The sequence below is a fragment of the Citrobacter sp. CK199 genome (assembly GCF_030333285.1).
Taxonomy (GTDB): Bacteria; Pseudomonadota; Gammaproteobacteria; order Enterobacterales; family Enterobacteriaceae; genus Citrobacter_B; species Citrobacter_B koseri.
In genome coordinates this window covers 900,707-926,426 of the sequence record NZ_JAOWGF010000024.1, presented here as the reverse complement: position 1 = coordinate 926,426, position 25,720 = coordinate 900,707, and the positions used below count along the sequence as shown (strand labels likewise).

Here is a 25,720-nt window from a genome sequence, read left to right as displayed (position 1 = left end):
TCTTTCTCACGTTGCATCCGACGGCCAGTTTACGGTTACAGCTGATGATATCCTGACAGGAAGCGCCCGAATTTACTCAGCGACATTTCAATGTCGTCAATACGAGGCAGCGTTACAATGCGGAAGTGATCCGGCCAGGGCCAGTTGAACGCGGTTCCCTGCACCAGCAGCACTTTTTCCTGCAACAGGAAGTCGAGCACCATCTTCTGGTCATCGTGGATGTTAAAGCGCTTCGCATCTATTTTCGGGAACATATACAGTGCGCCGCGCGGTTTCACGCAGGAAACGCCCGGAATATCGTTAATCAGCTCCCACGCGCGGTTACGTTGTTCATACAAACGCCCGCCCGGCATGATGAATTCGCTAATACTCTGGTAGCCGCCCAGCGCCGTCTGGATCGCGTGCTGTGCCGGAACGTTGGCGCACAGACGCATTGACGCCAGCATCTCCAGCCCTTCAATGTAGCCCTTGGCGTGTTTTTTTGGCCCATTCAGCACCATCCAGCCCTGGCGGAATCCGGCGACGCGATAGGTTTTGGACAGCCCGTTGAACGTAATGGTCAGCAGATCCGGCGCCAGCGCGGCGATAGAATGATGCTCAGCGTCGTCGTAGAGGATCTTGTCGTAAATCTCATCGGCGAAAATGATCAGATTATGTTGACGGGCAATCTCAACGATCTCCATCAGCAGCTCTTTGGAGTAAACCGCGCCGGTTGGGTTATTCGGGTTGATTATCACAATGCCACGGGTACGCGGCGTGATTTTGGCGCGGATGTCGTCGAGATCCGGGAACCAGTCAGAAGATTCATCGCAAAGATAGTGTACCGCTTTGCCGCTGGAGAGCGAGACTGCCGCTGTCCACAGCGGGTAATCCGGCGCGGGAACCAGCATTTCGTCCCCGCTGTTCAGCAACGCCTGCATTGCCTGCACGATCAATTCGGATACGCCGTTACCAATATAGATATCTTCTACGGTGACGTCGCGCATGCCGCGCGCCTGGTAATGCTGCATGATCGCTTTGCGTGCGGAATACAGACCCTTTGAATCGCAATACCCCTGCGCCGTTGGTAAATTGCGGATGACATCGACCAGGATCTCATCAGGCGCTTCAAAACCAAAAGGGGCGGGGTTGCCGATGTTCAGTTTCAGAACTTTATTGCCTTCTTCTTCCAGGCGTTTCGCTTCTTTCAGAACAGGGCCGCGGATGTCATAACAGACATTTTCTAGTTTGCTGGATTTTTCAATGGGGGACATGAATCTTGACCTTTTTAGCTGTTATCGCCACTCCCTGCCGTGGAAGTCAGCACGGAACAATGTACTCCCACAGCGGTGAGTTTTGAAGGGTCAGCAGTAGAAGATTTTGCTCAGGCTTAGTGTGGGATTGTGCTGTTAAGTCCTGCTTTAATGCCATTATTGTAGTTTTTATTACTGCTTTTATTTATTTTATTGGTTTTTTATTTTTAGTATCAGGCTTTTGTGTGGTTGTATGTTTTGTTAAAAAATAGTCTAAACTCAGGGAGGAAAGTGTTAGCGGCGTCAGCATAACTCAATTATCAGGAAAATACTGAATGCTTTTACGAAACTACTGTTATCGCCATGATCTGTAAACGTTAGGGTGTAAATCTATTGTTAAGTAGAATTAATGAGTAGTGGCGATCTTAATTAATTATTATTTAATATTTAAAAAGCACCTGCTGGTGAGATTAATAATACATAATTTTCTTAGTTAAGATAACATAATCACGCTTCAGATTATTCGTATTAAGGCTTATAAATATAGTGGTTTTGGGTTAAGATAAGCCCCAGGAAATGGTGCGCAGTCTGCGTTGTCTGCTAATTTTTATGACGAGCATCTATAACTAACTTGTTGCTCAGTAGGCTTTTTTTGTGTCGGTAAATGTCCGTTAACTTCTTTTACATTTACAAAATTACACGTTTATCCTTAGCAGAATTCCGTTGTTACCTAAAAAGGTATGCGTCTTCTCCTCGATATATCCCTGGTAATGACCTCTGGGATTATTCGAAAAGAAAGGAGAAGAGGTTGTTAGCAGCACCAAATACATTTTTACTTTCACTTGGTTACGCAAGTGAAACGGCGAGGGAAGCACATTACAAATGGAATTGTTTGTTTATGAACACACAGCATTAACCAGGTCAGCATGGTATGACCCGCCAGTAAGTGAAAAATTATGATAAATGCAAATCGTCCGATAATTAACCTCGACCTCGATCTGCTGAGAACGTTTGTTGCTGTTGCCGATCTGAACACGTTCGCCGCTGCGGCGGCGGCGGTGTGTCGTACTCAGTCTGCGGTGAGTCAGCAAATGCAGCGTCTTGAGCAGCTTGTGGGCAAGGAGTTGTTCGCCCGTCATGGTCGTAACAAGCTGTTGACTGAACACGGTATTCAGCTTCTGGGTTACGCCAGAAAAATCCTGCGCTTTAATGATGAGGCGTGCTCATCATTGATGTTTAGCAATCTTCAGGGCGTATTAACAATTGGCGCTTCTGATGAATCCGCCGATACGATATTGCCTTTCCTGCTCAATCGGATCAGTTCGGTTTACCCGAAGCTTGCTCTGGATGTGAGGGTGAAACGTAACGCCTTTATGGTGGATATGCTGAAATCGCAGGAAGTGGATTTGATTGTCACTACGCACCGTCCGGGATCTTTCGAGTTCCTGAACCTGCGCACATCGCCGACACACTGGTACTGCGCGGCGGAATATGTGCTACAGAAGGGAGAACCGATCCCGCTGGTGTTGTTAGACGATCCCAGCCCGTTCCGCGATATCGTATTAGCGACGTTGAATGCGGCGAATATTCCCTGGCGCCTTGCCTATGTGGCCTCAACGTTAGCGGCGGTACGCGCGGCCGTAAAAGCCGGACTGGGGATCACCGCGCGACCGGTTGAGATGATGAGCCCGGATTTACGCGTGCTCGGCGCTGCGGATGGATTACCGCCGTTGCCAGACACGGAATACTTACTGTGTCGCGATCCATCAGGCCAGAACGAACTGGCGCAGGTTATCTATCAGGCGATGGACAGTTACCAAAACCCCTGGCAATACAGTCAGTTTACTCCCGAAGGAGGAGACGATTCGCTGATGGTTGAAGGTGACTTTGAGTAGCCAGTCACAAAAAAAACGTTATAAAATGTAAGTGTAAAAAAGGGCCGCTGATGCTGAAAAAACATCCAGCGGTTCTTTTTTTATACAATTTACCGGCGTTTCGAACGTAAATGCGGGAAAAAGCCTAAAAAATCAGTAAGTAGTCATTAACCTGTTAATTTGGATGAAAAATAGGCACTGACGGTCTGGTTTTGTTTCCATGTTAAAAAACTAGAGAAATTGTTGCTGTTTTTTATGGCGGATTAACAAAAGCGTGTCACAGATCAAGAAAATACTCCCATTTAGGGGGAGGCATCTGCGTAAAATCCTGTCAAAATAGGAGTGTATTATCTCATTTACTTCACAACGGACACGATTCAACAACATTAAATTCGGGCTGGTGATGCGATCGAAATCAGTCAAAATGGCATTAAATGTTAATGGTGTTGTGTCGATGTAAATTAATGTGAAGGAACTTTTGTTAAAGTTGACAAAAGGTTATAGAAAGGAGTAAAAAACCACATCAATTAGCTGTTTAATCATTTTCTACAGTGATTGTAAGGTTTTTTTTATTCCTCCCCATGAATCGATGTGGCGTTCATCTGCCGAAAAGAGCAGAGAATTTGGCGCTACTTTTGATGAGTAAGCAATGAGTATGTCAACATCCACTGAAATCATCGCTCATCACTGGGCATTCGCTATCTTTCTTATTATTGCCATTGGCCTGTGCTGCCTGATGCTCGTCGGCGGTTGGTTTTTAGGCGGTCGCGCGCGCGCGAGGTCGAAAAACACCCCGTTTGAATCAGGTATCGACTCGGTCGGCTCCGCCCGCTTACGCCTGTCTGCCAAGTTTTACCTGGTAGCCATGTTCTTCGTTATCTTCGACGTTGAAGCGCTGTATCTGTTCGCATGGTCGACCTCTATCCGTGAAAGCGGTTGGGTAGGCTTTGTGGAAGCTGCAATTTTTATTTTTGTGTTACTGGCTGGTCTGGTTTATCTGGTGCGTATTGGCGCGCTGGACTGGACGCCCGCGCGTTCACGCCGCGAGCGTATGAACCCGGAAACGAACAGTATCGCTAATCGTCAACGCTAACCGCGAGGCATTAAGATGGATTATACGCTCACCCGCATAGATCCCAACGGTGAGAATGACCGTTACCCCCTGCAAAAACAGGAGATCGTAACCGACCCCCTGGAGCAAGAAATCAACAAAAGCGTGTATATGGGCAAGCTCGAACACGCGCTGCATGACATGGTTAACTGGGGTCGTAAGAATTCAATTTGGCCGTATAACTTCGGCCTTTCCTGCTGCTATGTCGAGATGGTGACCTCTTTTACCGCCGTGCATGACGTGGCGCGCTTCGGCGCGGAAGTACTGCGTGCTTCGCCGCGTCAGGCCGACCTGATGGTGGTAGCGGGAACATGCTTTACCAAGATGGCGCCTGTTATTCAGCGTTTGTATGACCAGATGCTGGAGCCGAAGTGGGTGATTTCCATGGGGGCATGCGCTAACTCTGGCGGTATGTACGATATTTATTCGGTTGTGCAGGGCGTTGATAAATTTATCCCGGTAGATGTGTATATCCCGGGCTGCCCGCCGCGCCCTGAAGCGTACATGCAGGCGCTGATGCTGTTGCAGGAATCTATTGGCAAAGAACGTCGTCCGCTCTCCTGGGTGGTTGGCGATCAGGGCGTTTATCGCGCCAATATGCAGTCAGAGCGCGAACGTAAACGCGGCGAACGCATTGCAGTAACGAATCTACGTACACCAGACGAGATTTAATTTGCGCCTGTCGGCAGCAGACTTCACTTCGCTTATCACTACATAAATAACGCGAAGTACTGCCGACTACCACGGACCATTTGCAATGGTGAACAATATGACCGACTTAACCGCGCAAGACGCTGTATGGCAAACCCGGGATCATCTGGATGACCCGGTCATTGGCGAACTGCGCAACCGTTTTGGGCCGGATGCCTTTACCGTTCAGGCGACCCGCACCGGGGTACCCGTTGTTTGGGTCAAGCGTGAACAATTACTGGAAGTTGGCGATTTCTTAAAGAAACTGCCGAAACCTTACGTCATGCTGTTTGACTTACACGGCATGGACGAGCGTCTGCGCACGCACCGCGACGGGTTACCCGCTGCGGATTTTTCCGTTTTCTACCACCTGATCTCAATAGACCGCAATCGCGACATCATGCTCAAGGTGGCATTGTCTGAAAACGACCTGCATGTGCCGACGTTTACCAAACTCTTCCCGAACGCCAACTGGTACGAGCGTGAAACCTGGGAGATGTTTGGCATCACGTTTGACGGCCACCCGCACCTGACGCGTCTGCTGATGCCGCCGACCTGGGAAGGGCATCCGCTGCGTAAAGACTACCCGGCGCGCGCTACCGAATTCGATCCGTTTGAGCTGACCAAAGCCAAGCAGGATCTGGAGATGGAAGCGCTGACCTTCAAACCGGAAGACTGGGGGATGCAACGCGGCACCGAAAACGAGGACTTTATGTTCCTCAACCTCGGTCCGAACCACCCGTCCTCACACGGCGCATTCCGTATCGTACTTCAGCTTGACGGCGAAGAAATTGTCGACTGCGTGCCTGACATCGGCTACCACCACCGTGGCGCTGAGAAAATGGGCGAACGCCAGTCCTGGCACAGTTACATTCCGTATACCGACCGTATCGAATACCTCGGCGGCTGCGTCAACGAAATGCCGTACGTACTGGCGGTAGAAAAACTGGCGGGTATTACCGTACCGGATCGCGTAAACGTGATTCGCGTTATGCTCTCCGAACTGTTCCGCATTAACAGCCACCTGCTGTACATCTCGACGTTTATTCAGGACGTCGGCGCGATGACCCCGGTCTTCTTCGCCTTTACCGACCGTCAGAAAATTTATGATGTAGTGGAAGCGATCACCGGTTTCCGTATGCACCCGGCCTGGTTCCGTATCGGCGGCGTCGCGCACGACCTGCCGCGCGGCTGGGATCGCCTGCTGCGCGATTTCCTGGACTGGATGCCGAAGCGTCTGGACTCCTACGAGAAAGCGGCGCTGCGCAACACCATCCTGAAAGGGCGTTCCCAGGGCGTTGCCGCTTACGGCAAGAAAGAAGCGCTGGACTGGGGCTGTACAGGCGCCGCGCTGCGTGCAACCGGTATTGATTTCGACGTGCGTAAATCACGTCCGTACTCTGGCTACGAGAACTTTGACTTTGAAATCCCGGTTGGCGGCGGCGTGTCCGACTGCTATACCCGCGTGATGCTGAAAGTCGAAGAGCTGCGTCAGAGTTTGCGCATCCTTGAGCAGTGCCTCAATAACATGCCGGAAGGCCCGTTCAAAGCGGATCACCCGCTGACGACGCCGCCGCCGAAAGAGCGCACGCTGCAACATATCGAAACCCTGATCACCCACTTCCTGCAAGTGTCGTGGGGCCCGGTCATGCCTGCGAATGAATCCTTCCAGATGGTAGAGGCGACCAAGGGTATTAACAGTTACTACCTGACCAGCGATGGCAGCACCATGAGTTACCGTACTCGTATCCGTACCCCGAGCTATGCGCATTTGCAGCAGATTCCGGTGGCGGTACGCGGCAGCCTGGTGTCTGACCTGATCGTTCATTTAGGTAGTATCGATTTTGTTATGTCAGATGTGGACCGCTAATTATGCACGAGAATCAACAACCACAAACCGAGGCTTTTGAGCTGAGTGCGGCAGAGCGTGAAGCCATTGAGCACGAGAAGCACCACTACGAAGACCCGCGTGCGGCGTCCATTGAAGCGCTGAAAATCGTACAGAAGCAGCGTGGCTGGGTGCCGGATGGCGCGATCTACGCGATCGCCGACGTGCTGGGTATTCCGGCGAGCGATGTCGAAGGCGTCGCCACATTCTACAGCCAGATCTTCCGCCAGCCGGTCGGTCGCCATGTGATCCGTTACTGTGACAGCGTGGTGTGCCATATCACCGGTTATCAGGGGATCCAGGCCGCGCTGGAGAAAAAACTCAATATCAAGCCGGGGCAGACGACCTTTGACGGTCGCTTTACGCTGCTGCCGACCTGTTGCCTGGGGAACTGCGACAAAGGGCCGAACATGATGATTGATGAGGATACTCACAGCCATCTGACCCCTGAAGCCATTCCCGAACTACTGGAGCGGTATAAATGAAAAACGTTATCCGTACTCCCGAAACGCATCCGCTGACCTGGCGTCTGCGCGATGACAAGCAGCCGGTATGGCTGGACGAATACCGTAGTAAAAACGGCTACGAAGGCGCGCGTAAAGCGCTGACCGGGCTGTCTCCTGACGAGATCGTCAATCAGGTGAAAGACGCTGGCCTGAAAGGGCGCGGCGGCGCGGGCTTCTCTACCGGTCTGAAGTGGAGCCTGATGCCGAAAGATGAATCCATGAACATCCGTTACCTGCTGTGTAACGCCGATGAAATGGAGCCGGGCACCTATAAAGACCGTCTGCTGATGGAGCAACTGCCGCACCTGCTGGTGGAAGGTATGTTGATCTCCGCCTTTGCCCTGAAAGCGTACCGTGGCTACATCTTCCTGCGTGGCGAATACATCGAAGCGGCTGTGCATCTGCGCCGCGCAATCGCGGAAGCGACCGAAGCCGGTCTGCTCGGCAAAAACATCATGGGCACCGGTTTCGACTTCGAACTGTTTGTTCACACCGGGGCAGGGCGTTACATCTGCGGTGAAGAAACCGCGCTGATTAACTCCCTCGAAGGTCGTCGCGCCAACCCGCGCTCTAAGCCGCCGTTCCCGGCAAGCTCCGGCGTATGGGGCAAGCCGACCTGCGTCAACAACGTGGAAACGCTGTGTAACGTCCCGGCGATCCTCGCGAACGGCGTGGAGTGGTATCAGAACATTTCGAAGAGCAAAGATGCGGGCACCAAGCTGATGGGCTTCTCCGGTCGCGTGAAAAATCCGGGACTGTGGGAACTGCCGTTCGGCACTACCGCGCGTGAGATCCTCGAAGATTACGCCGGTGGCATGCGCGATGGCCTGAAATTCAAAGCCTGGCAGCCAGGCGGCGCGGGAACCGACTTCCTGACCGAAGCGCACCTCGACCTGCCGATGGAATTTGAAAGCATCGGTAAAGCGGGCAGCCGTCTGGGTACGGCGCTGGCGATGGCCGTTGACCACGAAATCGGCATGGTGTCGCTGGTGCGTAACCTGGAAGAGTTTTTTGCGCGCGAATCGTGCGGCTGGTGTACGCCGTGCCGCGACGGCCTGCCGTGGAGTGTAAAAATTCTGCGTGCGCTGGAACGTGGCGAAGGCCAGCCAGGGGATATCGAGACACTTGAGCAACTGTGTCGTTTCCTCGGGCCGGGTAAAACCTTCTGTGCGCATGCGCCAGGCGCGGTCGAACCGTTGCAGAGCGCCATTAAATATTTCCGCGAAGAATTCGAAGCTGGCATCAAGCAGCCGTTCAGCAATACCCATGTGATTGGTGGTATACAGCCGAACCTGCTGAAAGAGCGCTGGTAATTGCGGGCTTACCCCTGCATCGCGATAAGTCATTCGATTAACGCTTAGTCCCTGACTAAGCCAACTGGAAGCATGCTGACTATGGCTACGATTCATGTAGACGGCAAAGAATATGAGGTCAACGGCGCAGACAACCTGCTACAGGCATGTCTGTCCCTCGGCCTTGATATTCCGTACTTTTGCTGGCACCCGGCGCTGGGTAGCGTCGGTGCTTGCCGCCAGTGTGCGGTGAAGCAATATCAAAACGCGGAAGATACGCGTGGTCGCCTGGTGATGTCTTGTATGACGCCTGCCACCGACGGCACCTTTATTTCTATTGATGACGAAGAAGCGAAACAGTTCCGCGAAAGCGTGGTGGAATGGTTAATGACCAACCACCCGCACGATTGTCCGGTCTGTGAAGAGGGCGGTAACTGCCACCTTCAGGATATGACCGTGATGACGGGCCACAACTTCCGTCGTTACCGTTTCACTAAGCGTACTCACCGCAACCAGGATTTGGGGCCGTTCATCTCTCACGAAATGAACCGCTGCATCGCCTGCTACCGCTGTGTGCGTTACTACAAAGACTACGCAGACGGCGCGGATCTGGGCGTATATGGCGCGCATGACAATGTCTACTTCGGTCGTCCTGAAGACGGTACGCTTGAAAGCGAATTCTCCGGCAACCTGGTGGAAATCTGCCCGACCGGCGTATTCACCGACAAAACGCACTCCGAGCGCTATAACCGTAAGTGGGACATGCAGTTTGCGCCAAGCATCTGCCAGCAGTGCTCCATCGGTTGTAACACCAGCCCGGGCGAGCGCTACGGCGAACTGCGTCGTATCGAGAACCGTTACAACGGGACCGTTAACCACTACTTCCTCTGCGACCGTGGTCGTTTCGGTTATGGTTATGTGAACCTGAAAGACAGGCCTCGTCAGCCGATTCAGCGTCGTGGCGATGACCTGATCACCCTCAACGCCGAACAGGCGATGCAGGGCGCGGCGGATATTCTGCGTCAGTCGAAGAAAGTGATCGGCATCGGTTCTCCGCGCGCCAGCGTTGAGAGCAACTTCGCGCTGCGTGAACTGGTGGGCGCGGATAACTTCTATACCGGTATCGCTCAGGGCGAGCAGGAACGTCTGCAACTGGCGCTGAAAGTGCTGCGCGAAGGCGGCATTCATACTCCGGCGCTGCGTGACATCGAATCTTACGATGCGGTACTGGTGCTGGGCGAAGATATTACCCAGACCGGCGCGCGCGTTGCGCTGGCGGTTCGTCAGGCGGTGAAAGGCAAAGCACGTGAAATGGCGGCGGCCCAGAAAGTGGCCGACTGGCAGATTGCGGCCATCCTCAATATCGGCCAGCGCGCTAAGCATCCGCTGTTTGTGACCAACGTTGACAACACCCGTCTGGACGACATCGCGGCATGGACTTACCGTGCGCCGGTGGAAGATCAGGCGCGTTTAGGCTTTGCCATCGCTCATGCGCTGGACGACAGCGCACCGGTGGTCGACGGCATCAGCAGCGATTTGCAGAACAAAATCGACGTCATCGTTCAGGCGCTGGCAGGTGCGAAGAAACCACTGATTATCTCCGGCACCAACGCCGGTAGCGCGGAAGTGATTCAGGCGGCCGCCAACGTGGCGAAAGCGCTGAAAGGCCGTGGTTCGGATGTCGGCATCACCATGATTGCCCGCTCGGTCAACAGCATGGGGCTGGGCATGATGGGCGGCGGTTCGCTGGATGACGCGTTGACCGAACTGGAAACCGGTCGTGCCGACGCTGTCGTGGTGCTGGAAAACGATCTGCACCGTCATGCAAGCGCCGTTCGCGTAAATGCCGCGCTGGCAAAAGCGCCGCTGGTGATGGTGGTTGACCATCAACGCACGGCGATTATGGAGAATGCGCATCTGGTGCTCTCCGCCGCAAGTTTTGCGGAAAGCGACGGTACGGTCATCAACAACGAAGGCCGCGCGCAGCGTTTCTTCCAGGTTTATGACCCGGCCTATTACGACAGCAACACCGTGATGCTGGAAAGCTGGCGCTGGCTGCACTCGCTGCACAGCACCGTGCAGAACCGCGAGGTGGACTGGACGCAACTGGACCACGTTATTGACGCCGCGATCGCCGCAATGCCGCAACTGGCGGGCATTAAAGATGCCGCGCCGGACGCGACCTTCCGCATTCGCGGGCAGAAACTGGCGCGTGAGCCGCACCGTTACAGCGGTCGTACCGCGATGCGCGCTAATATCAGCGTTCACGAGCCGCGTCAGCCGCAGGATAAAGACACCATGTTCGCCTTCTCAATGGAAGGGAACAACCAGCCGGGCGCGCCGCGTTCGCAGATTCCGTTTGCCTGGGCGCCAGGCTGGAACTCCCCACAGGCGTGGAACAAGTTCCAGGATGAAGTGGGCGGCAAACTGCGTCATGGCGATCCGGGCGTGCGTTTGATTGAAGCATCTGAAAACGGTCTTGATTACTTCACTACCGTACCGGCCAGCTTCCAGGCGCAGGATGGTCAGTGGCGTATCGCGCCGTACTATCACCTGTTTGGCAGTGACGAAATGTCGCAGCGCTCTCCGGTCTTCCAGAGCCGTATGCCGCAACCGTACATCAAACTCAACCCGGCTGATGCCGCGAAGTTGGGCGTGAATGCGGGAACGCGCGTTTCCTTCAGCTACGACGGCAATACGGTAACGCTGCCGGTTGAAATCGCTGAAGGCTTAACGGCAGGGCAGGTCGGATTGCCGATGGGTATGCCTGGCATCGCGCCGGTTCTGGCGGGCGGTCGTCTTGAGAATCTGCAGGAGGCGCAACAATGAGTTGGATTACACCGGATCTGATCGAGATCCTGCTGAGCATTCTCAAAGCGGTGGTGATCCTGCTGGTGGTGGTCACCTGCGGGGCATTCATGAGCTTTGGCGAACGTCGTCTGCTGGGTCTGTTCCAGAACCGTTATGGGCCAAACCGCGTTGGCTGGGGCGGTTCGCTCCAGCTGGTCGCGGACATGATCAAAATGTTCTTTAAAGAGGACTGGATCCCGAAATTCTCGGATCGCGTCATCTTTACCCTGGCGCCGATGATCGCTTTTACCTCGCTGCTGCTGGCGTTCGCTATCGTTCCGGTTAGCCCGACCTGGGTTGTCGCTGACCTGAACATCGGGATTCTGTTCTTCCTGATGATGGCGGGCCTGGCGGTGTATGCGGTGCTGTTCGCCGGTTGGTCGAGCAACAACAAATACTCGCTGCTGGGGGCGATGCGTGCATCAGCACAGACGCTCAGCTACGAAGTGTTCCTCGGGCTTTCCCTGATGGGCGTGGTGGCGCAGGCCGGTTCATTTAATATGACCGACATCGTCAACAACCAGGCTGATATCTGGAACGTTATTCCGCAGTTCTTTGGTTTTGTCACCTTTGCCATCGCGGGCGTGGCGGTGTGTCACCGTCATCCGTTTGACCAGCCGGAAGCCGAGCAGGAACTGGCCGATGGTTATCACATTGAATATTCCGGTATGAAATTCGGTCTGTTCTTCGTGGGGGAATACATCGGTATCGTTACTATCTCCGCGCTGATGGTGACGCTGTTCTTCGGTGGCTGGCATGGCCCGTTCTTACCGCCATTCATCTGGTTCGCGCTGAAAACCGCGTTCTTTATGATGATGTTCATTTTGATTCGTGCGTCGTTACCGCGTCCTCGTTATGACCAGGTAATGTCCTTCGGCTGGAAAGTCTGCCTGCCGTTGACGCTCATCAACTTGCTGGTAACGGCGGCTGTCATTCTCTGGCAGGCGCAATAAGGGGCACAAAGACCATGACCTTAAAAGAATTGTTAGTAGGCTTCGGCACCCAGGTACGCAGTATCTGGATGATCGGCCTGCATGCGTTCGCGAAACGCGAAACGCAGATGTACCCGGAAGAGCCGGTCTATCTACCGCCTCGTTACCGTGGCCGTATCGTGCTGACGCGCGACCCGGACGGCGAGGAGCGTTGCGTTGCCTGTAACCTGTGTGCGGTAGCCTGCCCGGTAGGCTGTATCTCGCTGCAAAAAGCAGAGATGAAAGATGGTCGCTGGTATCCTGAGTTTTTCCGTATCAACTTCTCACGCTGCATTTTCTGCGGCCTGTGCGAAGAAGCCTGTCCGACGACGGCCATTCAGCTCACCCCCGATTTTGAAATGGGTGAGTACAAGCGCCAGGACCTGGTTTATGAGAAAGAGGATCTGCTGATCTCCGGTCCGGGCAAATACCCGGAATATAACTTCTACCGGATGGCAGGTATGGCAATCGACGGCAAAGATAAGGGCGAAGCAGAGAACGAAGCCAAGCCTATCGACGTCAAGAGCCTGTTACCGTAAGGAGAGGGGCAATGGAGTTCGCTTTTTATATCTGTGGCCTGATCGCCATTCTCGCAACCTTGCGAGTCATCACCCATACCAATCCGGTACACGCGCTGCTGTATCTGATTATTTCGCTGCTGGCGATTTCCGGGGTGTTTTTCTCGCTGGGCGCTTACTTTGCCGGTGCGCTGGAAATTATCGTTTATGCGGGCGCCATCATGGTGCTGTTCGTGTTCGTGGTCATGATGCTCAACCTCGGCGGTTCGGAAATCGAACAGGAACGCCAGTGGCTGAAACCGCAGGTGTGGATTGGCCCGGCGATTTTGTCGGCCATCATGCTGGTGGTGATCGTGTACGCCATTCTGGGCGTCAACGACCAGGGTATCGACGGTACGCCAATTAGCGCCAAAGCGGTCGGTATCTCGCTGTTTGGGCCTTACGTTCTGGCGGTCGAACTGGCCTCTATGCTGCTGCTGGCCGGTCTGGTTGTCGCCTTCCACGTCGGTCGCGAAGAGCGTGTGGGCGAAGTGCTGAGCAACCGTCCTGGTGACAGCGCGAAAAGAAAAACGGAGGAGCACGCATGATCCCCTTACAACATGGACTGATCCTCGCGGCGATTTTATTCGTGCTGGGCTTAACCGGTCTGGTTATCCGCCGCAATCTGCTGTTTATGCTGATTGGGCTGGAAATCATGATTAACGCCTCCGCGCTGGCCTTCGTGGTCGCCGGGAGCTACTGGGGCCAGACGGATGGTCAGGTGATGTACATTCTCGCCATCAGCCTTGCGGCTGCGGAGGCGAGTATTGGCCTGGCGCTGTTACTGCAACTTCATCGCCGTCGCCAGAACCTGAACATCGATTCAGTAAGTGAGATGCGTGGATGAACATGCTTGCCTTAACCATTATTCTGCCATTGATTGGCTTTGTATTACTGGCGTTCTCTCGCGGTCGCTGGTCGGAAAACCTCTCCGCGACTGTGGGCGTCGGCTCCATTGGCCTGGCGGCGCTGGTGACGGCGTTTGTCGGCGTTGACTTCTTCGCTAACGGCAAGCAGGCGTTCAGCCAGCCGCTGTGGACGTGGATGTCGGTGGGTGATTTCAACATCGGTTTCAACCTGGTGCTGGACGGCCTGTCGCTGACCATGCTCTCGGTAGTGACCGGCGTGGGTTTCCTGATCCACATGTTCGCCTCCTGGTATATGCGCGGTGAAGAGGGATACTCCCGCTTCTTCGCCTACACCAACCTGTTTATCGCCAGCATGGTTATTCTGGTGCTGTCCGATAACCTGCTGTTGATGTACCTCGGCTGGGAAGGCGTGGGTCTGTGCTCCTATCTGCTGATCGGTTTCTACTACACCGATCCGAAGAATGGCGCTGCGGCAATGAAAGCGTTTGTTGTGACCCGTGTGGGCGACGTGTTCCTCGCGTTTGCGCTGTTCATTCTGTACAACGAACTGGGCACCCTGAACTTCCGCGAAATGGTGGAACTGGCGCCAGCGCACTTCGCCGACGGCAACAACATGCTGATGTGGGCGACGCTGATGCTGCTGGGCGGTGCGGTAGGTAAATCTGCGCAGCTGCCGTTGCAGACCTGGCTTGCAGACGCGATGGCGGGCCCGACGCCTGTCTCCGCGCTGATCCACGCCGCGACGATGGTTACCGCCGGTGTTTACCTGATTGCCCGTACCCACGGCCTGTTCCTGATGACGCCGGAAGTGCTGCATCTGGTGGGGATCGTTGGGGCGATTACGCTGGTGCTGGCCGGTTTCGCCGCGCTGGTGCAGACCGACATCAAACGTGTTCTCGCTTACTCCACTATGAGCCAGATTGGCTACATGTTCCTGGCGCTGGGCGTCCAGGCGTGGGATGCGGCGATTTTCCACCTGATGACGCACGCCTTCTTTAAAGCGCTGCTGTTCCTGGCGTCCGGCTCGGTGATTCTGGCCTGCCACCACGAACAGAACATCTTCAAGATGGGCGGCCTGCGTAAGTCTATTCCGCTGGTTTATCTCTGCTTCCTGGTGGGTGGCGCGGCGCTGTCAGCTCTGCCGCTGATTACCGCCGGCTTCTTCAGTAAGGATGAGATTCTGGCTGGCGCGATGGCGAATGGTCATATCAATCTGATGGTTGCAGGTCTGGTCGGTGCGTTCATGACCTCCTTGTACACCTTCCGTATGATTTTCATCGTGTTCCACGGTAAAGAACAAATTCACGCTCATGCAGGGAAGGGGATTACGCATCACCTGCCGCTGATTGTGCTGATGGTACTGTCCACCTTTGTTGGCGCGCTGATTGTGCCGCCGTTGCAGGGTGTGCTGCCGCAGACGACCGAGCTTGAGCATAGCCGCGTGATGACCCTGGAAATTGCCTCCGGCGTGGTTGCGATTGTCGGCATCCTGATTGCCGCATGGCTGTGGCTGGGTAAACGTACTCTGGTGACTTCTGTCGCCAACAGTGCGCCGGGCCGTCTGCTGGGCACCTGGTGGTATAACGCCTGGGGCTTCGACTGGCTGTACGACAAAGTGTTCGTGAAACCATTCCTCGGCGTCGCCTGGCTGCTGAAACGCGACCCGCTCAATGCGCTGATGAACGTTCCGGCTATCCTTTCCCGCTTTGCAGGTAAAGGCCTGCTGCTCAGCGAGAACGGATATCTGCGCTGGTATGTGGCATCCATGAGCATCGGTGCGGTCGTTGTGCTGGCGCTGTTGATGGTACTGCGTTGAGTTTGAGGATTGTGGGTTGATGTCGGATGGCGCTGGCGCTTATCCGACCTACGGGAATCTGTAGGCCCGGTAAGCGTTAGCGCCACCGGGCAAAAAAGGCCGCAATCCGAAGTGAATTTTCTGTTGTGAGAATTCGTTGAAAATCAGGTCCTGATGGGACTTTAACAAGGAATAAAGATCGCCATGTTACTACCCTGGCTAATATTAATTCCCTTTATCGGTGGCTTTCTGTGCTGGCAGACCGAACGCTTCGGCGTGAAGGTGCCGCGCTGGATTGCGCTGATCACCATGGGACTGACGCTGGCGCTTGGCCTGCAACTGTGGTTGCAGGGCGGCTATTCACTGACGCAAGCCGCTGGCATTCCGCAGTGGCAGTCTGAGTTCATTCTGCCGTGGATCCCGCGCTTCGGCATCTCTATCCATCTGGCTATCGACGGTTTGTCGCTGCTGATGGTGGTGCTGACCGGTCTGCTGGGCGTTCTGGCGGTACTCTGCTCCTGGAATGAAATCGAAAAATATCAGGGCTTCTTCCACCTGAACCTGATGTGGATTCTGGGCGGCGTTATCGGCGTGTTCCTTGCCATCGACATGTTCCTGTTCTTCTTCTTCTGGGAAATGATGCTGGTGCCGATGTACTTCCTGATCGCGCTGTGGGGGCACAAAGCCTCTGACGGTAAAACGCGTATCACGGCGGCTACCAAGTTCTTCATCTATACCCAGGCGAGCGGTCTGGTGATGTTGATTGCCATCCTGGCGCTGGTGTTTGTACACCACAATGCGACCGGCGTCTGGACCTTCAACTACGAAGACCTGCTGAAAACGCCGATGTCGCACGGGGTGGAATACCTGCTGATGCTGGGCTTCTTCATCGCGTTTGCGGTGAAAATGCCGGTGGTTCCGCTGCACGGCTGGCTGCCGGACGCGCACTCCCAGGCGCCGACCGCAGGTTCCGTTGACCTCGCCGGTATTTTGCTGAAAACGGCGGCTTACGGTCTGCTGCGCTTCTCGCTGCCGCTGTTCCCGAACGCCTCTGCCGAGTTTGCGCCGATTGCGATGTGGCTGGGTGTGATTGGCATCTTCTACGGTGCGTGGATGGCTTTCACCCAGTACGACATTAAACGTCTGATTGCGTACACTTCCGTTTCGCACATGGGCTTCGTACTGATTGCTATCTACACCGGCAGCCAGTTGGCGTACCAGGGCGCTGTAATCCAGATGATTGCGCACGGTCTGTCGGCAGCGGGTCTGTTCATCCTGTGTGGTCAGCTGTACGAACGTCTGCATACGCGTGATATGCGTATGATGGGCGGTCTGTGGAGCAAAATTAAATGGTTGCCTGCGCTGTCGATGTTCTTCGCGGTGGCGACGCTCGGTATGCCGGGCACCGGTAACTTCGTTGGCGAATTTATGATTCTGTTCGGTAGCTACCAGGTGGTTCCGGTCATTACCGTGATCTCAACCTTTGGTCTAGTGTTTGCTTCCGTTTACTCGCTGGCGATGCTGCATCGCGCTTACTTCGGTAAAGCGAAGAGCCAGATTGCCAGCCAGGACATGCCAGGGATGTCGCTGCGAGAGCTGTTTATCATCCTGTTGCTGGTCGTGCTTCTGGTACTGCTTGGCTTCTATCCGCAGCCGATTCTGGATACCTCGCATTCTGCGATGAGCAACATCCAGCAGTGGTTTGTTAATTCCGTTACTACTACAAGGCCGTAAATCGCCATGACAATAACTCCACAACACCTGATTGCGCTGCTACCGCTGCTGATCGTCGGCTTGACGGTGGTGGTTGTGATGCTCTCCATTGCGTGGCGACGCAATCACTTCCTCAATGCCACGCTGTCGGTCATTGGGCTTAACGCCGCGCTGGTTTCGCTCTGGTTTGTTGGCCTGGCGGGCGCGATGGACGTCACCCCGCTGATGCGCGTTGACGGTTTCGCCATGCTTTACACCGGGCTGGTTCTGCTGGCGAGTCTTGCCACCTGTACCTTTGCCTATCCGTGGCTTGAAGGCTATAACGACAACCAGGAAGAGTTCTACCTGCTGGTGCTGATTGCCGCATTGGGCGGTATTCTGCTGGCTAACGCCAACCACCTGGCGGCGCTGTTCCTCGGTATTGAGCTGATCTCTCTGCCGCTGTTTGGCCTGATTGGTTACGCCTTCCGTCAGAAACGCTCGCTGGAAGCCAGTATCAAATACACTATTCTGTCTGCCGCAGCGTCTTCCTTCCTGCTGTTCGGTATGGCGCTGGTGTACGCGCAGTCTGGCAACCTGTCGTTTGTCGCGCTCGGTAAGAGCCTCGGCGACGGCATGCTGCATGAACCGCTGCTGCTGGCGGGCTTCGGTCTGATGATTGTTGGTCTCGGCTTTAAACTCTCGCTGGTGCCGTTCCACCTGTGGACGCCAGACGTATACCAGGGCGCGCCTGCGCCGGTTTCCACCTTCCTGGCGACGGCGAGCAAAATCGCTATCTTCGGCGTGGTGATGCGTCTGTTCCTGTACGCACCGGTTGGCGACAGCGAAGCGGTACGTATCGTGCTGGGCGTGATTGCCTTTGCCTCCATCATCTTCGGTAACCTGATGGCGCTGAGCCAGACCAACATTAAGCGTCTGCTCGGTTACTCCTCTATTTCTCACCTCGGCTATCTGCTGGTGGCGTTGATCGCCCTGCAAAGCGGCGAGATGTCGATGGAAGCCGTTGGCGTTTATCTGGCCGGTTATCTGTTCAGCAGCCTCGGCGCGTTCGGCGTGGTCAGCCTGATGTCCAGCCCGTTCCGTGGCCCGGATGCCGATTCACTGTTCTCCTACCGTGGTCTGTTCTGGCATCGTCCGATCCTCGCGGCGGTGATGACCGTGATGATGCTCTCTCTGGCGGGTATCCCGATGACGCTGGGCTTTATCGGTAAATTCTACGTCCTGGCGGTCGGTGTGCAGGCCAGCCTGTGGTGGCTGGTTGCCGCAGTGGTGGTTGGTTCCGCGATTGGTCTCTACTACTACCTGCGTGTTGCGGTAAGCCTCTATCTGAGCGCGCCGCAGCAGCTTAACCGCGATGCGCCGTCTAACTGGCAGTACAGTGCGGGCGGTATTGTGGTTCTGATCTCCGCGCTGCTGGTTCTGGTGCTGGGTATCTACCCGCAACCGCTGATTAGCATCGTGCAGTTAGCTACGCCGCTGATGTAAGCGAAAGCAGAAACGAAAAAACCCGCCGTGGCGGGTTTTTTTATGCCCTGAACGTCAGGACGTTAACTCAGCAACTGACGGCTGACCAGCGGCCCGCTGACGTTTTGCGCGGCGCGTTCCATTACTTCCTGAATCACCGACGACAGTTCGTTGACTTCAAACTTCGCGACATAACCATCCGCTTTGACTTTACGCACATGATCTTCGTTGGCGCTGCCGGAAAGGGAAGAGTGGATCACCACCGGAATTTTCTTCAGACGCTCGTCGGTTTTGATCTTACGCGTCAGGGTGAAACCGTCCATCTCCGGCATTTCGAGGTCGGTCAGCACCAGAGCGATTTTCTCGCTAATTGGTTTGCCTTCCGCCTCCGCTTCTTTCGCCAGTTGCTGGATTTTCTCCCAGGCATCCTGACCGGTGACGTGCATCTGATGCGGGATCTCCATCGCATTCAGCCCTTTCTCCAGCATGGCGCGGGCAACTTTAGAATCTTCCGCCACAATCGCCACCGCACCCGGCGTGATGTTGAACTTGCTGGTCTTCAAATTGGTGGCGCGCAAGTCGTGATTTGACGGCACGATATCATAGAGAATTTGCTCTACGTCGAGCACCAGCGCCAGGTTGTTGGTCTCTTTGTCTTCATCCAGACAGGCAATGCTGGTGATATAGCGGCCGTTAACCGCTTTCTCGGCGGTATGCACCTGCTGCCAGTCCAGACGCATAATATTCTCGACGGACTCCACCGCAAATGCCTGTACGCTGCGCGCATATTCGGTGATCAGCAGGATGTTAAGCCCGTTTTCCGGTTTACACCCGGCCACGGCGGGCAGGTCGATGACCGGGATCACCTGATCGCGGATGTTGACCATACCTAAAAGCGGGGCTTTCATTCCGGCAGGGCGCGTAAATGTGGGCATTGGCACAATTTCGCGCAGTTTGAATACGTTGATGCCAAATAGCTCCGATTTCTGCTCATGCAGCGATGTGCCGAGACGGAATAACAGCAGTTCAAAGCGGTTAGACAGGGTTAAGTTAGCCCTGTCATCAATATCTTTCTGGAAATTATCCATCGCATCCTCAATATGAAAGCCAGCCTTTTCTCTGTTATCGGCACTGAGGAAGAAAAATGGAGCGTTAAACCGTGAAAACGGCGAAATCGTGAGCCAGCGCAGTTGCGGGGAAGATCGCCTGACATTCTGCCAGCAGGCGTTGATAGCCTCTGTCGTCGTAACGCGAGCTGACGTGAGTAATGATGAGCTGGCCTACCTCGGCATTGTGCGCCAGCTGCGCGGCCTGCCTGGTGGAGCTGTGTCCACGGCTGTTGGCTTTTTCTTCCATTGAGGTATCCAGCGTTGCTTCGTGCACCATTACGTCCACGCCTTTTGCCAGCGTGATGGCCGACGCGCATGGCGCGGTGTCGCCAAATATCGCCACCGATTTCCCGGGCGTAGCTGGCGCGAGAAAATCGGCGCCGTTAATGACGCGACCATCGTTCAGGGTGACGGTTTTACCCGCTTTCAGATCCTGAAACAGCGGGCCGGGCTTCACGCCTGCCGCTTTTAGCGCACTGGCATCCAGCGCGCCGGGCTTGTCATGCTCTTCAATCCGATAGCCATAGCATTCAAGCGGATGCTCAAGCGCAAAGGCGGTCACTTTGCGCAGGCCGTCGTCCAGAATTTCGCCTGCGGTAATTTCAATGATCTCCAGCGGATAATCAGTCCAGGAGCCGCTAAGGCGCAATGCGGTTTCGGTGAACTCGCGAATGCCTTTGGGGCCGTAAATCGTCAGCGGCTGTGCGTTTCCCGCCATCGAACGGCTGCACAGCAGACCGGGCAAACCGAAAAGGTGATCGCCATGCAGATGGCTGATGAAAATGCGATCGAGCTTACCTGGGTTGAACGCGGTGTTGAGCATCTGGTGCTGGGTGCCTTCACCGCAGTCGAATAACCATAGCCCAGCCTGCGTCGGGTGCTGTAAATTCAGTAATATTGCCGTGACATTACGCGTGCGGGTAGGAACGCCGGCAGAAGTACCTAAAAAAATTAATTCCATTATTTCATTACACGTTTAAAAAATATTCTGGCTAGTATAAAGCGAATACGTAAAAGGAGCGCACCATGATTCACTGGCAAGACCTGCATCATTCTGAATTATCCGTCCCGCAACTCTATGCGTTACTGAAATTGCGCTGCGCGGTATTTGTGGTTGAACAACAGTGTCCGTATCTGGATGTGGACGGCGATGACCTGGTGGGGGAGAACCGTCATATCCTGGGCTGGCATAACGATGAGCTGGTAGCGTATGCGAGGATTCTGAAAAGCGACGACGAACTGGAGCCGGTGGTGATTGGGCGCGTGATCGTCAGCGAAGCGCTGCGCGGCGAAAAACTGGGGCAACAGCTTATGGCGCAGACCCTGGCATCCTGCGAGCAACACTGGCCGGAGAAGGCGCTTTATCTCGGCGCACAGGCGCATCTGCAATCCTTCTATGCGCGATTCGGTTTTGTTCCGGTGACGGACGTTTATGACGAAGACGGTATCCCGCACATGGGTATGGCGCGTGAGGTTAGCCAGGTGTGATGTTCCGGTTTTGTCTATAGTTAGTGGGAACGTTAATCGAAAGGGAGAATATAATGTCTTTTCATTCTTATGGTTCACGTATTGATGACGACCTGGAACTCCTGAGCGAAACGCTGGAAGAGGTACTGCGTTCCTCCGGCGATCCTGCCGATCAAAAATATGTTGAGTTAAAAGCACGCGCAGAACGGGCGCTTGAAGAGGTAAAAAATCGCGTCAGCCATGCGTCTGACAGCTACTATTACCGCGCAAAACAGGCGGTTTATAAAGCGGATGATTACGTGCATGAAAAACCCTGGCAAGGGATTGGCGCAGGCGCGGCGGTCGGCCTGGTGCTGGGATTACTGCTGGCGCGGCGGTAATGTAACCGGGATCGCATTTCCTCCCTAAACGGGGGTACTGCTTTTTCTCCGCTGTACCCCGTATAATGTGAGGTTTTTAACAGGGAGAGGTCCGCGTGCATTCAATCATTACTGCGCTGGAAAATCTGCGGCGCCAGTTATCGCAGGAGATACCGGCGGTGCCAGGAATGCGTATTGTTGATGTGCCTTTCCCTCTGAATGATGCGTTTGACGCATTAAGCTGGTTGGCCAGTCAGGCCATCTGGCCGCAATTTTACTGGCAACAGCGTAACGGCGATGAAGAAGCCGCGGTGCTCGGCGCCGTTGAAACGTTCCCTTCTCTCGAACAGGCGCAACACTTTCTCCGCCAGCATGAATCACAATCCGATTTGCGTATCTGGGGATTGAATGCGTTTGAACCGCAGCAGGGGCATTTGCTGCTGCCGCGTCTTGAATGGCGACGCGCTGGCGCAGTGGCAACGCTGCGGCTGTATCTCTACAGCCCGGTTTCACTGCGTGAAGACGCCGGGCGGGCGATCGCGTTTCTCTCTTCATTAAGGGGCGTAAAGCCGATCCCGGCGCTGCGCCTGCACCTGACGGGCGAGCAGCACTGGCCGGATAAAGCGGGCTGGACCAGCCTGATTCAGCTTGCCACGCAGACTATCGCCGAAGACGATCTCGACAAAGTGGTGCTGGCGCGGGCGACGGATTTGCAGTTTTCCCATCCGGTGAATGCCGCCGCCGTGATGGCGTCCAGTCGCCGTTTAAACCTTAACTGCTACCATTTTTTTATGGCGTTCTCCGCCGGAAGCGCCTTTCTTGGCTCGTCGCCGGAACGCCTTTGGCGGCGACGCGAAACGGCATTGCGCACCGAGGCGCTGGCCGGCACGGTGGCGAATCATCCCGACGACCATCAGGCCTGGCAACTGGGCGAATGGTTGATGAAGGATGATAAAAACCAGCGTGAAAACATGCTGGTGGTGGAAGATATTTGTCAACGCCTGCAAAGCTGCACCCACTCGCTCGATGTTTTGCCGCCGCAGGTGCTCAGATTACGCAAAGTACAGCATCTGCGCCGCTGTATCTGGACGGCGCTCAATCAGGCTGACGACACGCTCTGTTTGCTACAGCTACAGCCCACGGCAGCCGTCGCGGGGATCCCGCGTGAACGGGCGCGCGCGTTTATTCAGCAACATGAACCGTTTGAACGTGAGTGGTATGCCGGGTCGGCGGGTTATCTGTCTTTACAGCAAAGCGAATTCTGCGTGACGCTGCGCTCGGCGAAAGTTGCGGCGAACGTTGTTCGTCTGTATGCCGGGGCAGGCATTGTGCGCGGGTCTGACCCGGAACAGGAATGGCAAGAGATCGACAACAAAGCAGCCGGGCTACGCACGTTATTACAGATGGAAAGCTAATGAGTCGCACATACACCTCATCCTTCAGGCGGTCTGCTGAATGATTTTGTGTATATTCCCGACTCATATCAATAATCCATTTTTTCTGATCCTTATACTGAGTCGCAATATTGATACCGGACAATCTCATGTCAGTAAGCGCATTTAACCGACGCTGGGCGGCGGTCATTCTGGAAGCACTCACTCGCCACGGCGTCAGGCATGTTTGCATTGCCCCTGGCTCCCGCTCCACGCCTTTAACCCTGGCGGCAGCGGAAAATTCAGCCTTTATTCATCACACGCACTTTGATGAGCGTGGTCTTGGTCATCTGGCGTTAGGGCTGGCGAAAGTCAGTAAGCAGCCCGTTGCCGTTATCGTTACTTCCGGTACGGCGGTGGCAAATCTCTATCCGGCGCTGATTGAAGCGGGGCTTACCGGTGAAAAACTGATTTTATTGACTGCGGACCGTCCGCCGGAACTGATTGACTGCGGCGCGAATCAGGCGATTCGTCAGGCCGGGATGTTCGCTTCTCATCCTTCTCAAACGCTCTCTTTGCCGCGCCCGATGCAGGATATTTCCGCGCGCTGGCTGGTCTCCACCCTTGATAACGTCCTGGCGACGCTGCATGCCGGCGCGGTACACATCAACTGTCCGTTTGCGGAACCGCTGTATGGCGATATGGACGACACGGGGCTTGCCTGGCAGCAGAGCCTTGGCGACTGGTGGCAGGATGACAAACCCTGGCTGCGCGAAGCGCGTCGGCTGGAAAGCGACAAACAGCGCGACTGGTTCTTCTGGCGGCAAAAACGCGGCGTAGTGGTGGCCGGGCGCATGAGCGCGGAAGAGGGCAAGAAAGTCGCGCTTTGGGCGCAGACGCTGGGCTGGCCGCTGATTGGTGACGTGCTGTCGCAAACCGGGCAGCCGCTGCCGTGCGCCGATCTCTGGCTGGGCAATGCGAAGGCCGTCACTGAGCTTCAGCAGGCGCAAATTGTGGTGCAACTCGGCAGCAGCCTGACCGGAAAGCGCCTGCTGCAATGGCAGGCCGCCTGCGAGCCGGAAGAGTACTGGATTATTGATAATATCGAAGGTCGTCTGGACCCGGCGCATCATCGCGGACGCAGGCTGGTGGCGAAAATCGCCGACTGGCTGGAGCTGCATCCGGCGGAGAAACGCCATCCCTGGTGCGTCGATATCCCGCGCCTGGCAGAGCAGGCGTGGCAGGCGGTTGTCGCGCGTCGCGATATGTTCGGCGAAGCACAACTGGCGCACCGCATTCGCGACTATCTGCCGGAACAAGGGCAACTGTTTGTCGGCAACAGCCTGGTGGTGCGCCTGATTGACGCGCTGTCGCAGCTACCGGCGGGCTACCCGGTGTACAGCAACCGGGGAGCCAGCGGTATTGATGGTTTGATCTCGACGGCGGCGGGCGTTCAGCGCGCCAGCGCGAAATCGACGCTGGCTATCGTCGGCGATCTGTCTGCGCTCTACGATCTCAATGCGCTGGCGCTATTGCGCCAGGTGTCCGCGCCGTTTGTGCTGATTGTGGTGAATAACAACGGCGGGCAAATTTTCTCTCTGCTGCCGACGCCGCAAAGCGAGCGCGAGCGGTTTTACCTGATGCCGCAAAACGTCCACTTTGAACATGCGGCGGCCATGTTTAACCTCAAATATCACCGCCCGCAAAGCTGGGATGAGCTGGATGCGGCGCTGGCTGGCGCCTGGCGAACGCCGACAACCACGGTGATTGAGCTGGTCGTGAACGATACGGACGGGGCGCAAACCCTGCAACAGCTGCTGGCGCAGGTGAGCCATCTATGATCCTGCGCGCGCAGGCGAACGGTGGTCAGCCGGGGTCTCCCTGGCTGGTTTTCCTGCATGGATTTTCCGGTGATTGCCGGGAATGGCAGCAGATCGGTGAGCAGTTTCCCGACTTTTCGCGCCTGTATATCGACTTGCCTGGTCACGGCGATTCTGCCGATATTCGTGTCAGCGGCTTTGCTGATGTGTGCGACTTATTGCGTAACACATTATTTAGTTACAACATACTTAAATACTGGCTGGTCGGCTACTCGCTCGGCGGCAGAGTGGCGATGATGGCGGCGTGCCAGACTCTGCCGGGTCTTTGCGGGCTGGTGGTTGAAGGCGGCCACCCGGGACTGCAACGCGAGGCTGAGCGTGACGCGCGCCGACGGTCTGACGGTCGTTGGGCAGCGCGCTTTCGCCGTGAACCGCTGCGCGACGTGTTTACTGACTGGTATCAGCAGCCGGTTTTCGCTTCGCTGGATGCTTCGCAAAGAGAAGCGTTAGTCGCGCTGCGCAGCCAGAACAATGGCGAAACGCTGGCGGCGATGCTGGAGGCAACCTCGCTTGCCGTACAGCCTGATTTACGTGCGTGGCTAAATGCGCGCACATTTCCGTTTTATTATTTATGTGGTGAACGCGACAGCAAATTCCGCGCGCTGGCGGCGGAGTTGTCTGTGCCTTGCCATATGATTCGTAACGCCGGACACAACGCGCATCGGGAAAACCCCGCAGGCGTGGTGGACAGTCTGGCTCAGATTCTGCGTCTCTGACTAA

22 protein-coding genes are annotated in these 25,720 nt (G+C 55.3%); 19 read left to right on the top strand and 3 right to left on the bottom strand.

All coding sequences use genetic code 11. The annotated features are described in order from the left end of the window. Window positions 1-35: 35 nt before the first annotated feature. The gene (gene alaA / locus OGX75_RS08405) at window positions 36-1,253 is read right to left on the bottom strand and encodes an alanine transaminase AlaA (RefSeq protein ID WP_012131487.1); all 1,218 of its coding nucleotides are present in this window, start codon (window positions 1,251-1,253) and stop codon (window positions 36-38) included. Window positions 1,254-2,188: 935 nt separating this feature from the next. On the opposite strand from alaA, the gene lrhA reads away from it, so the two are divergent. The 14 genes from lrhA to nuoN all read left to right on the top strand — a co-directional run bounded on the left by lrhA (window position 2,189) and on the right by nuoN (window position 18,833). Then, complete coding sequence (lrhA, locus tag OGX75_RS08400) at window positions 2,189-3,127, top strand: transcriptional regulator LrhA (protein WP_012131489.1); 939 nt, start codon at window positions 2,189-2,191, stop codon at window positions 3,125-3,127. A gap of 628 nt (window positions 3,128-3,755) precedes the next feature. Beyond that, the gene (gene nuoA / locus OGX75_RS08395) at window positions 3,756-4,199 is read left to right on the top strand and encodes an NADH-quinone oxidoreductase subunit NuoA (RefSeq protein ID WP_012131490.1); all 444 of its coding nucleotides are present in this window, start codon (window positions 3,756-3,758) and stop codon (window positions 4,197-4,199) included. A 15-nt stretch (window positions 4,200-4,214) separates the two neighbouring features. Then, window positions 4,215-4,889: an NADH-quinone oxidoreductase subunit NuoB gene (nuoB, locus tag OGX75_RS08390; protein WP_012131491.1), complete on the top strand. Its 675-nt coding sequence runs from the start codon at window positions 4,215-4,217 to the stop codon at window positions 4,887-4,889. Window positions 4,890-4,974: 85 nt separating this feature from the next. Further along, complete coding sequence (nuoC, locus tag OGX75_RS08385) at window positions 4,975-6,777, top strand: NADH-quinone oxidoreductase subunit C/D (RefSeq protein WP_012131492.1); 1,803 nt, start codon at window positions 4,975-4,977, stop codon at window positions 6,775-6,777. A 2-nt stretch (window positions 6,778-6,779) separates the two neighbouring features. Next, window positions 6,780-7,280, top strand: coding sequence for an NADH-quinone oxidoreductase subunit NuoE (nuoE, locus tag OGX75_RS08380; protein ID WP_012131493.1), 501 nt, complete (start codon window positions 6,780-6,782; stop codon window positions 7,278-7,280). Then, a complete protein-coding gene (nuoF, locus tag OGX75_RS08375; RefSeq protein WP_012131494.1) occupies window positions 7,277-8,614 on the top strand; it encodes an NADH-quinone oxidoreductase subunit NuoF in 1,338 nt (445 codons plus the stop codon). Before nuoE ends, nuoF begins: the two co-directional genes overlap by 4 nt. A gap of 81 nt (window positions 8,615-8,695) precedes the next feature. Next, window positions 8,696-11,422, top strand: coding sequence for an NADH-quinone oxidoreductase subunit NuoG (gene nuoG / locus OGX75_RS08370; protein WP_047463972.1), 2,727 nt, complete (start codon window positions 8,696-8,698; stop codon window positions 11,420-11,422). Continuing rightward, window positions 11,419-12,396 (top strand): NADH-quinone oxidoreductase subunit NuoH, encoded by a 978-nt coding sequence (nuoH, locus tag OGX75_RS08365; protein WP_012131496.1) that lies wholly within the window; start codon window positions 11,419-11,421, stop codon window positions 12,394-12,396. The genes nuoG and nuoH overlap by 4 nt, the downstream gene beginning before the upstream one ends. A 14-nt stretch (window positions 12,397-12,410) precedes the next feature. Beyond that, on the top strand, window positions 12,411-12,953 hold the full coding sequence (gene nuoI / locus OGX75_RS08360; protein WP_012131497.1) for an NADH-quinone oxidoreductase subunit NuoI: 543 nt from the start codon (window positions 12,411-12,413) through the stop codon (window positions 12,951-12,953). A gap of 11 nt (window positions 12,954-12,964) precedes the next feature. Then, on the top strand, window positions 12,965-13,519 hold the full coding sequence (nuoJ, locus tag OGX75_RS08355) for an NADH-quinone oxidoreductase subunit J (RefSeq protein ID WP_012131498.1): 555 nt from the start codon (window positions 12,965-12,967) through the stop codon (window positions 13,517-13,519). Further along, window positions 13,516-13,818 carry an NADH-quinone oxidoreductase subunit NuoK gene (gene nuoK, locus OGX75_RS08350; RefSeq protein WP_000612644.1) on the top strand — a complete coding sequence of 101 codons (303 nt, stop codon included), beginning with the start codon at window positions 13,516-13,518 and terminating at the stop codon, window positions 13,816-13,818. The genes nuoJ and nuoK overlap by 4 nt, the downstream gene beginning before the upstream one ends. Next, window positions 13,815-15,656 carry an NADH-quinone oxidoreductase subunit L gene (nuoL, locus tag OGX75_RS08345; RefSeq protein ID WP_012131499.1) on the top strand — a complete coding sequence of 614 codons (1,842 nt, stop codon included), beginning with the start codon at window positions 13,815-13,817 and terminating at the stop codon, window positions 15,654-15,656. Before nuoK ends, nuoL begins: the two co-directional genes overlap by 4 nt. Window positions 15,657-15,839: 183 nt before the next feature. Then, window positions 15,840-17,369 carry an NADH-quinone oxidoreductase subunit M gene (nuoM, locus tag OGX75_RS08340; RefSeq protein ID WP_012131500.1) on the top strand — a complete coding sequence of 510 codons (1,530 nt, stop codon included), beginning with the start codon at window positions 15,840-15,842 and terminating at the stop codon, window positions 17,367-17,369. A gap of 6 nt (window positions 17,370-17,375) precedes the next feature. Beyond that, window positions 17,376-18,833: an NADH-quinone oxidoreductase subunit NuoN gene (nuoN, locus tag OGX75_RS08335; RefSeq protein WP_286451188.1), complete on the top strand. Its 1,458-nt coding sequence runs from the start codon at window positions 17,376-17,378 to the stop codon at window positions 18,831-18,833. Between the two features lie 62 nt (window positions 18,834-18,895). Here nuoN and OGX75_RS08330 read toward each other — a convergent pair whose 3' ends face one another. Continuing rightward, a complete protein-coding gene (locus OGX75_RS08330; RefSeq protein WP_012131502.1) occupies window positions 18,896-19,900 on the bottom strand; it encodes a chemotaxis protein in 1,005 nt (334 codons plus the stop codon). Between the two features lie 64 nt (window positions 19,901-19,964). Continuing rightward, window positions 19,965-20,882 carry a ribonuclease BN gene (rbn, locus tag OGX75_RS08325; RefSeq protein ID WP_286451189.1) on the bottom strand — a complete coding sequence of 306 codons (918 nt, stop codon included), beginning with the start codon at window positions 20,880-20,882 and terminating at the stop codon, window positions 19,965-19,967. Between the two features lie 65 nt (window positions 20,883-20,947). Between rbn and OGX75_RS08320 the strand changes: the two genes are divergently transcribed. The 5 genes from OGX75_RS08320 to menH all read left to right on the top strand — a co-directional run bounded on the left by OGX75_RS08320 (window position 20,948) and on the right by menH (window position 25,716). Further along, a complete protein-coding gene (locus OGX75_RS08320; RefSeq protein ID WP_047462350.1) occupies window positions 20,948-21,409 on the top strand; it encodes a GNAT family N-acetyltransferase in 462 nt (153 codons plus the stop codon). A 53-nt stretch (window positions 21,410-21,462) separates the two neighbouring features. Then, a complete protein-coding gene (gene elaB, locus OGX75_RS08315; RefSeq protein ID WP_012131505.1) occupies window positions 21,463-21,768 on the top strand; it encodes a stress response protein ElaB in 306 nt (101 codons plus the stop codon). A 95-nt stretch (window positions 21,769-21,863) separates the two neighbouring features. After that, window positions 21,864-23,162, top strand: coding sequence for an isochorismate synthase MenF (menF, locus tag OGX75_RS08310; protein ID WP_286451190.1), 1,299 nt, complete (start codon window positions 21,864-21,866; stop codon window positions 23,160-23,162). A 128-nt stretch (window positions 23,163-23,290) separates the two neighbouring features. Then, window positions 23,291-24,961, top strand: coding sequence for a 2-succinyl-5-enolpyruvyl-6-hydroxy-3-cyclohexene-1-carboxylic-acid synthase (gene menD / locus OGX75_RS08305; protein WP_286451191.1), 1,671 nt, complete (start codon window positions 23,291-23,293; stop codon window positions 24,959-24,961). Continuing rightward, complete coding sequence (gene menH / locus OGX75_RS08300) at window positions 24,958-25,716, top strand: 2-succinyl-6-hydroxy-2,4-cyclohexadiene-1-carboxylate synthase (RefSeq protein WP_286451192.1); 759 nt, start codon at window positions 24,958-24,960, stop codon at window positions 25,714-25,716. The genes menD and menH overlap by 4 nt, the downstream gene beginning before the upstream one ends. Window positions 25,717-25,720 lie beyond the last annotated feature (4 nt).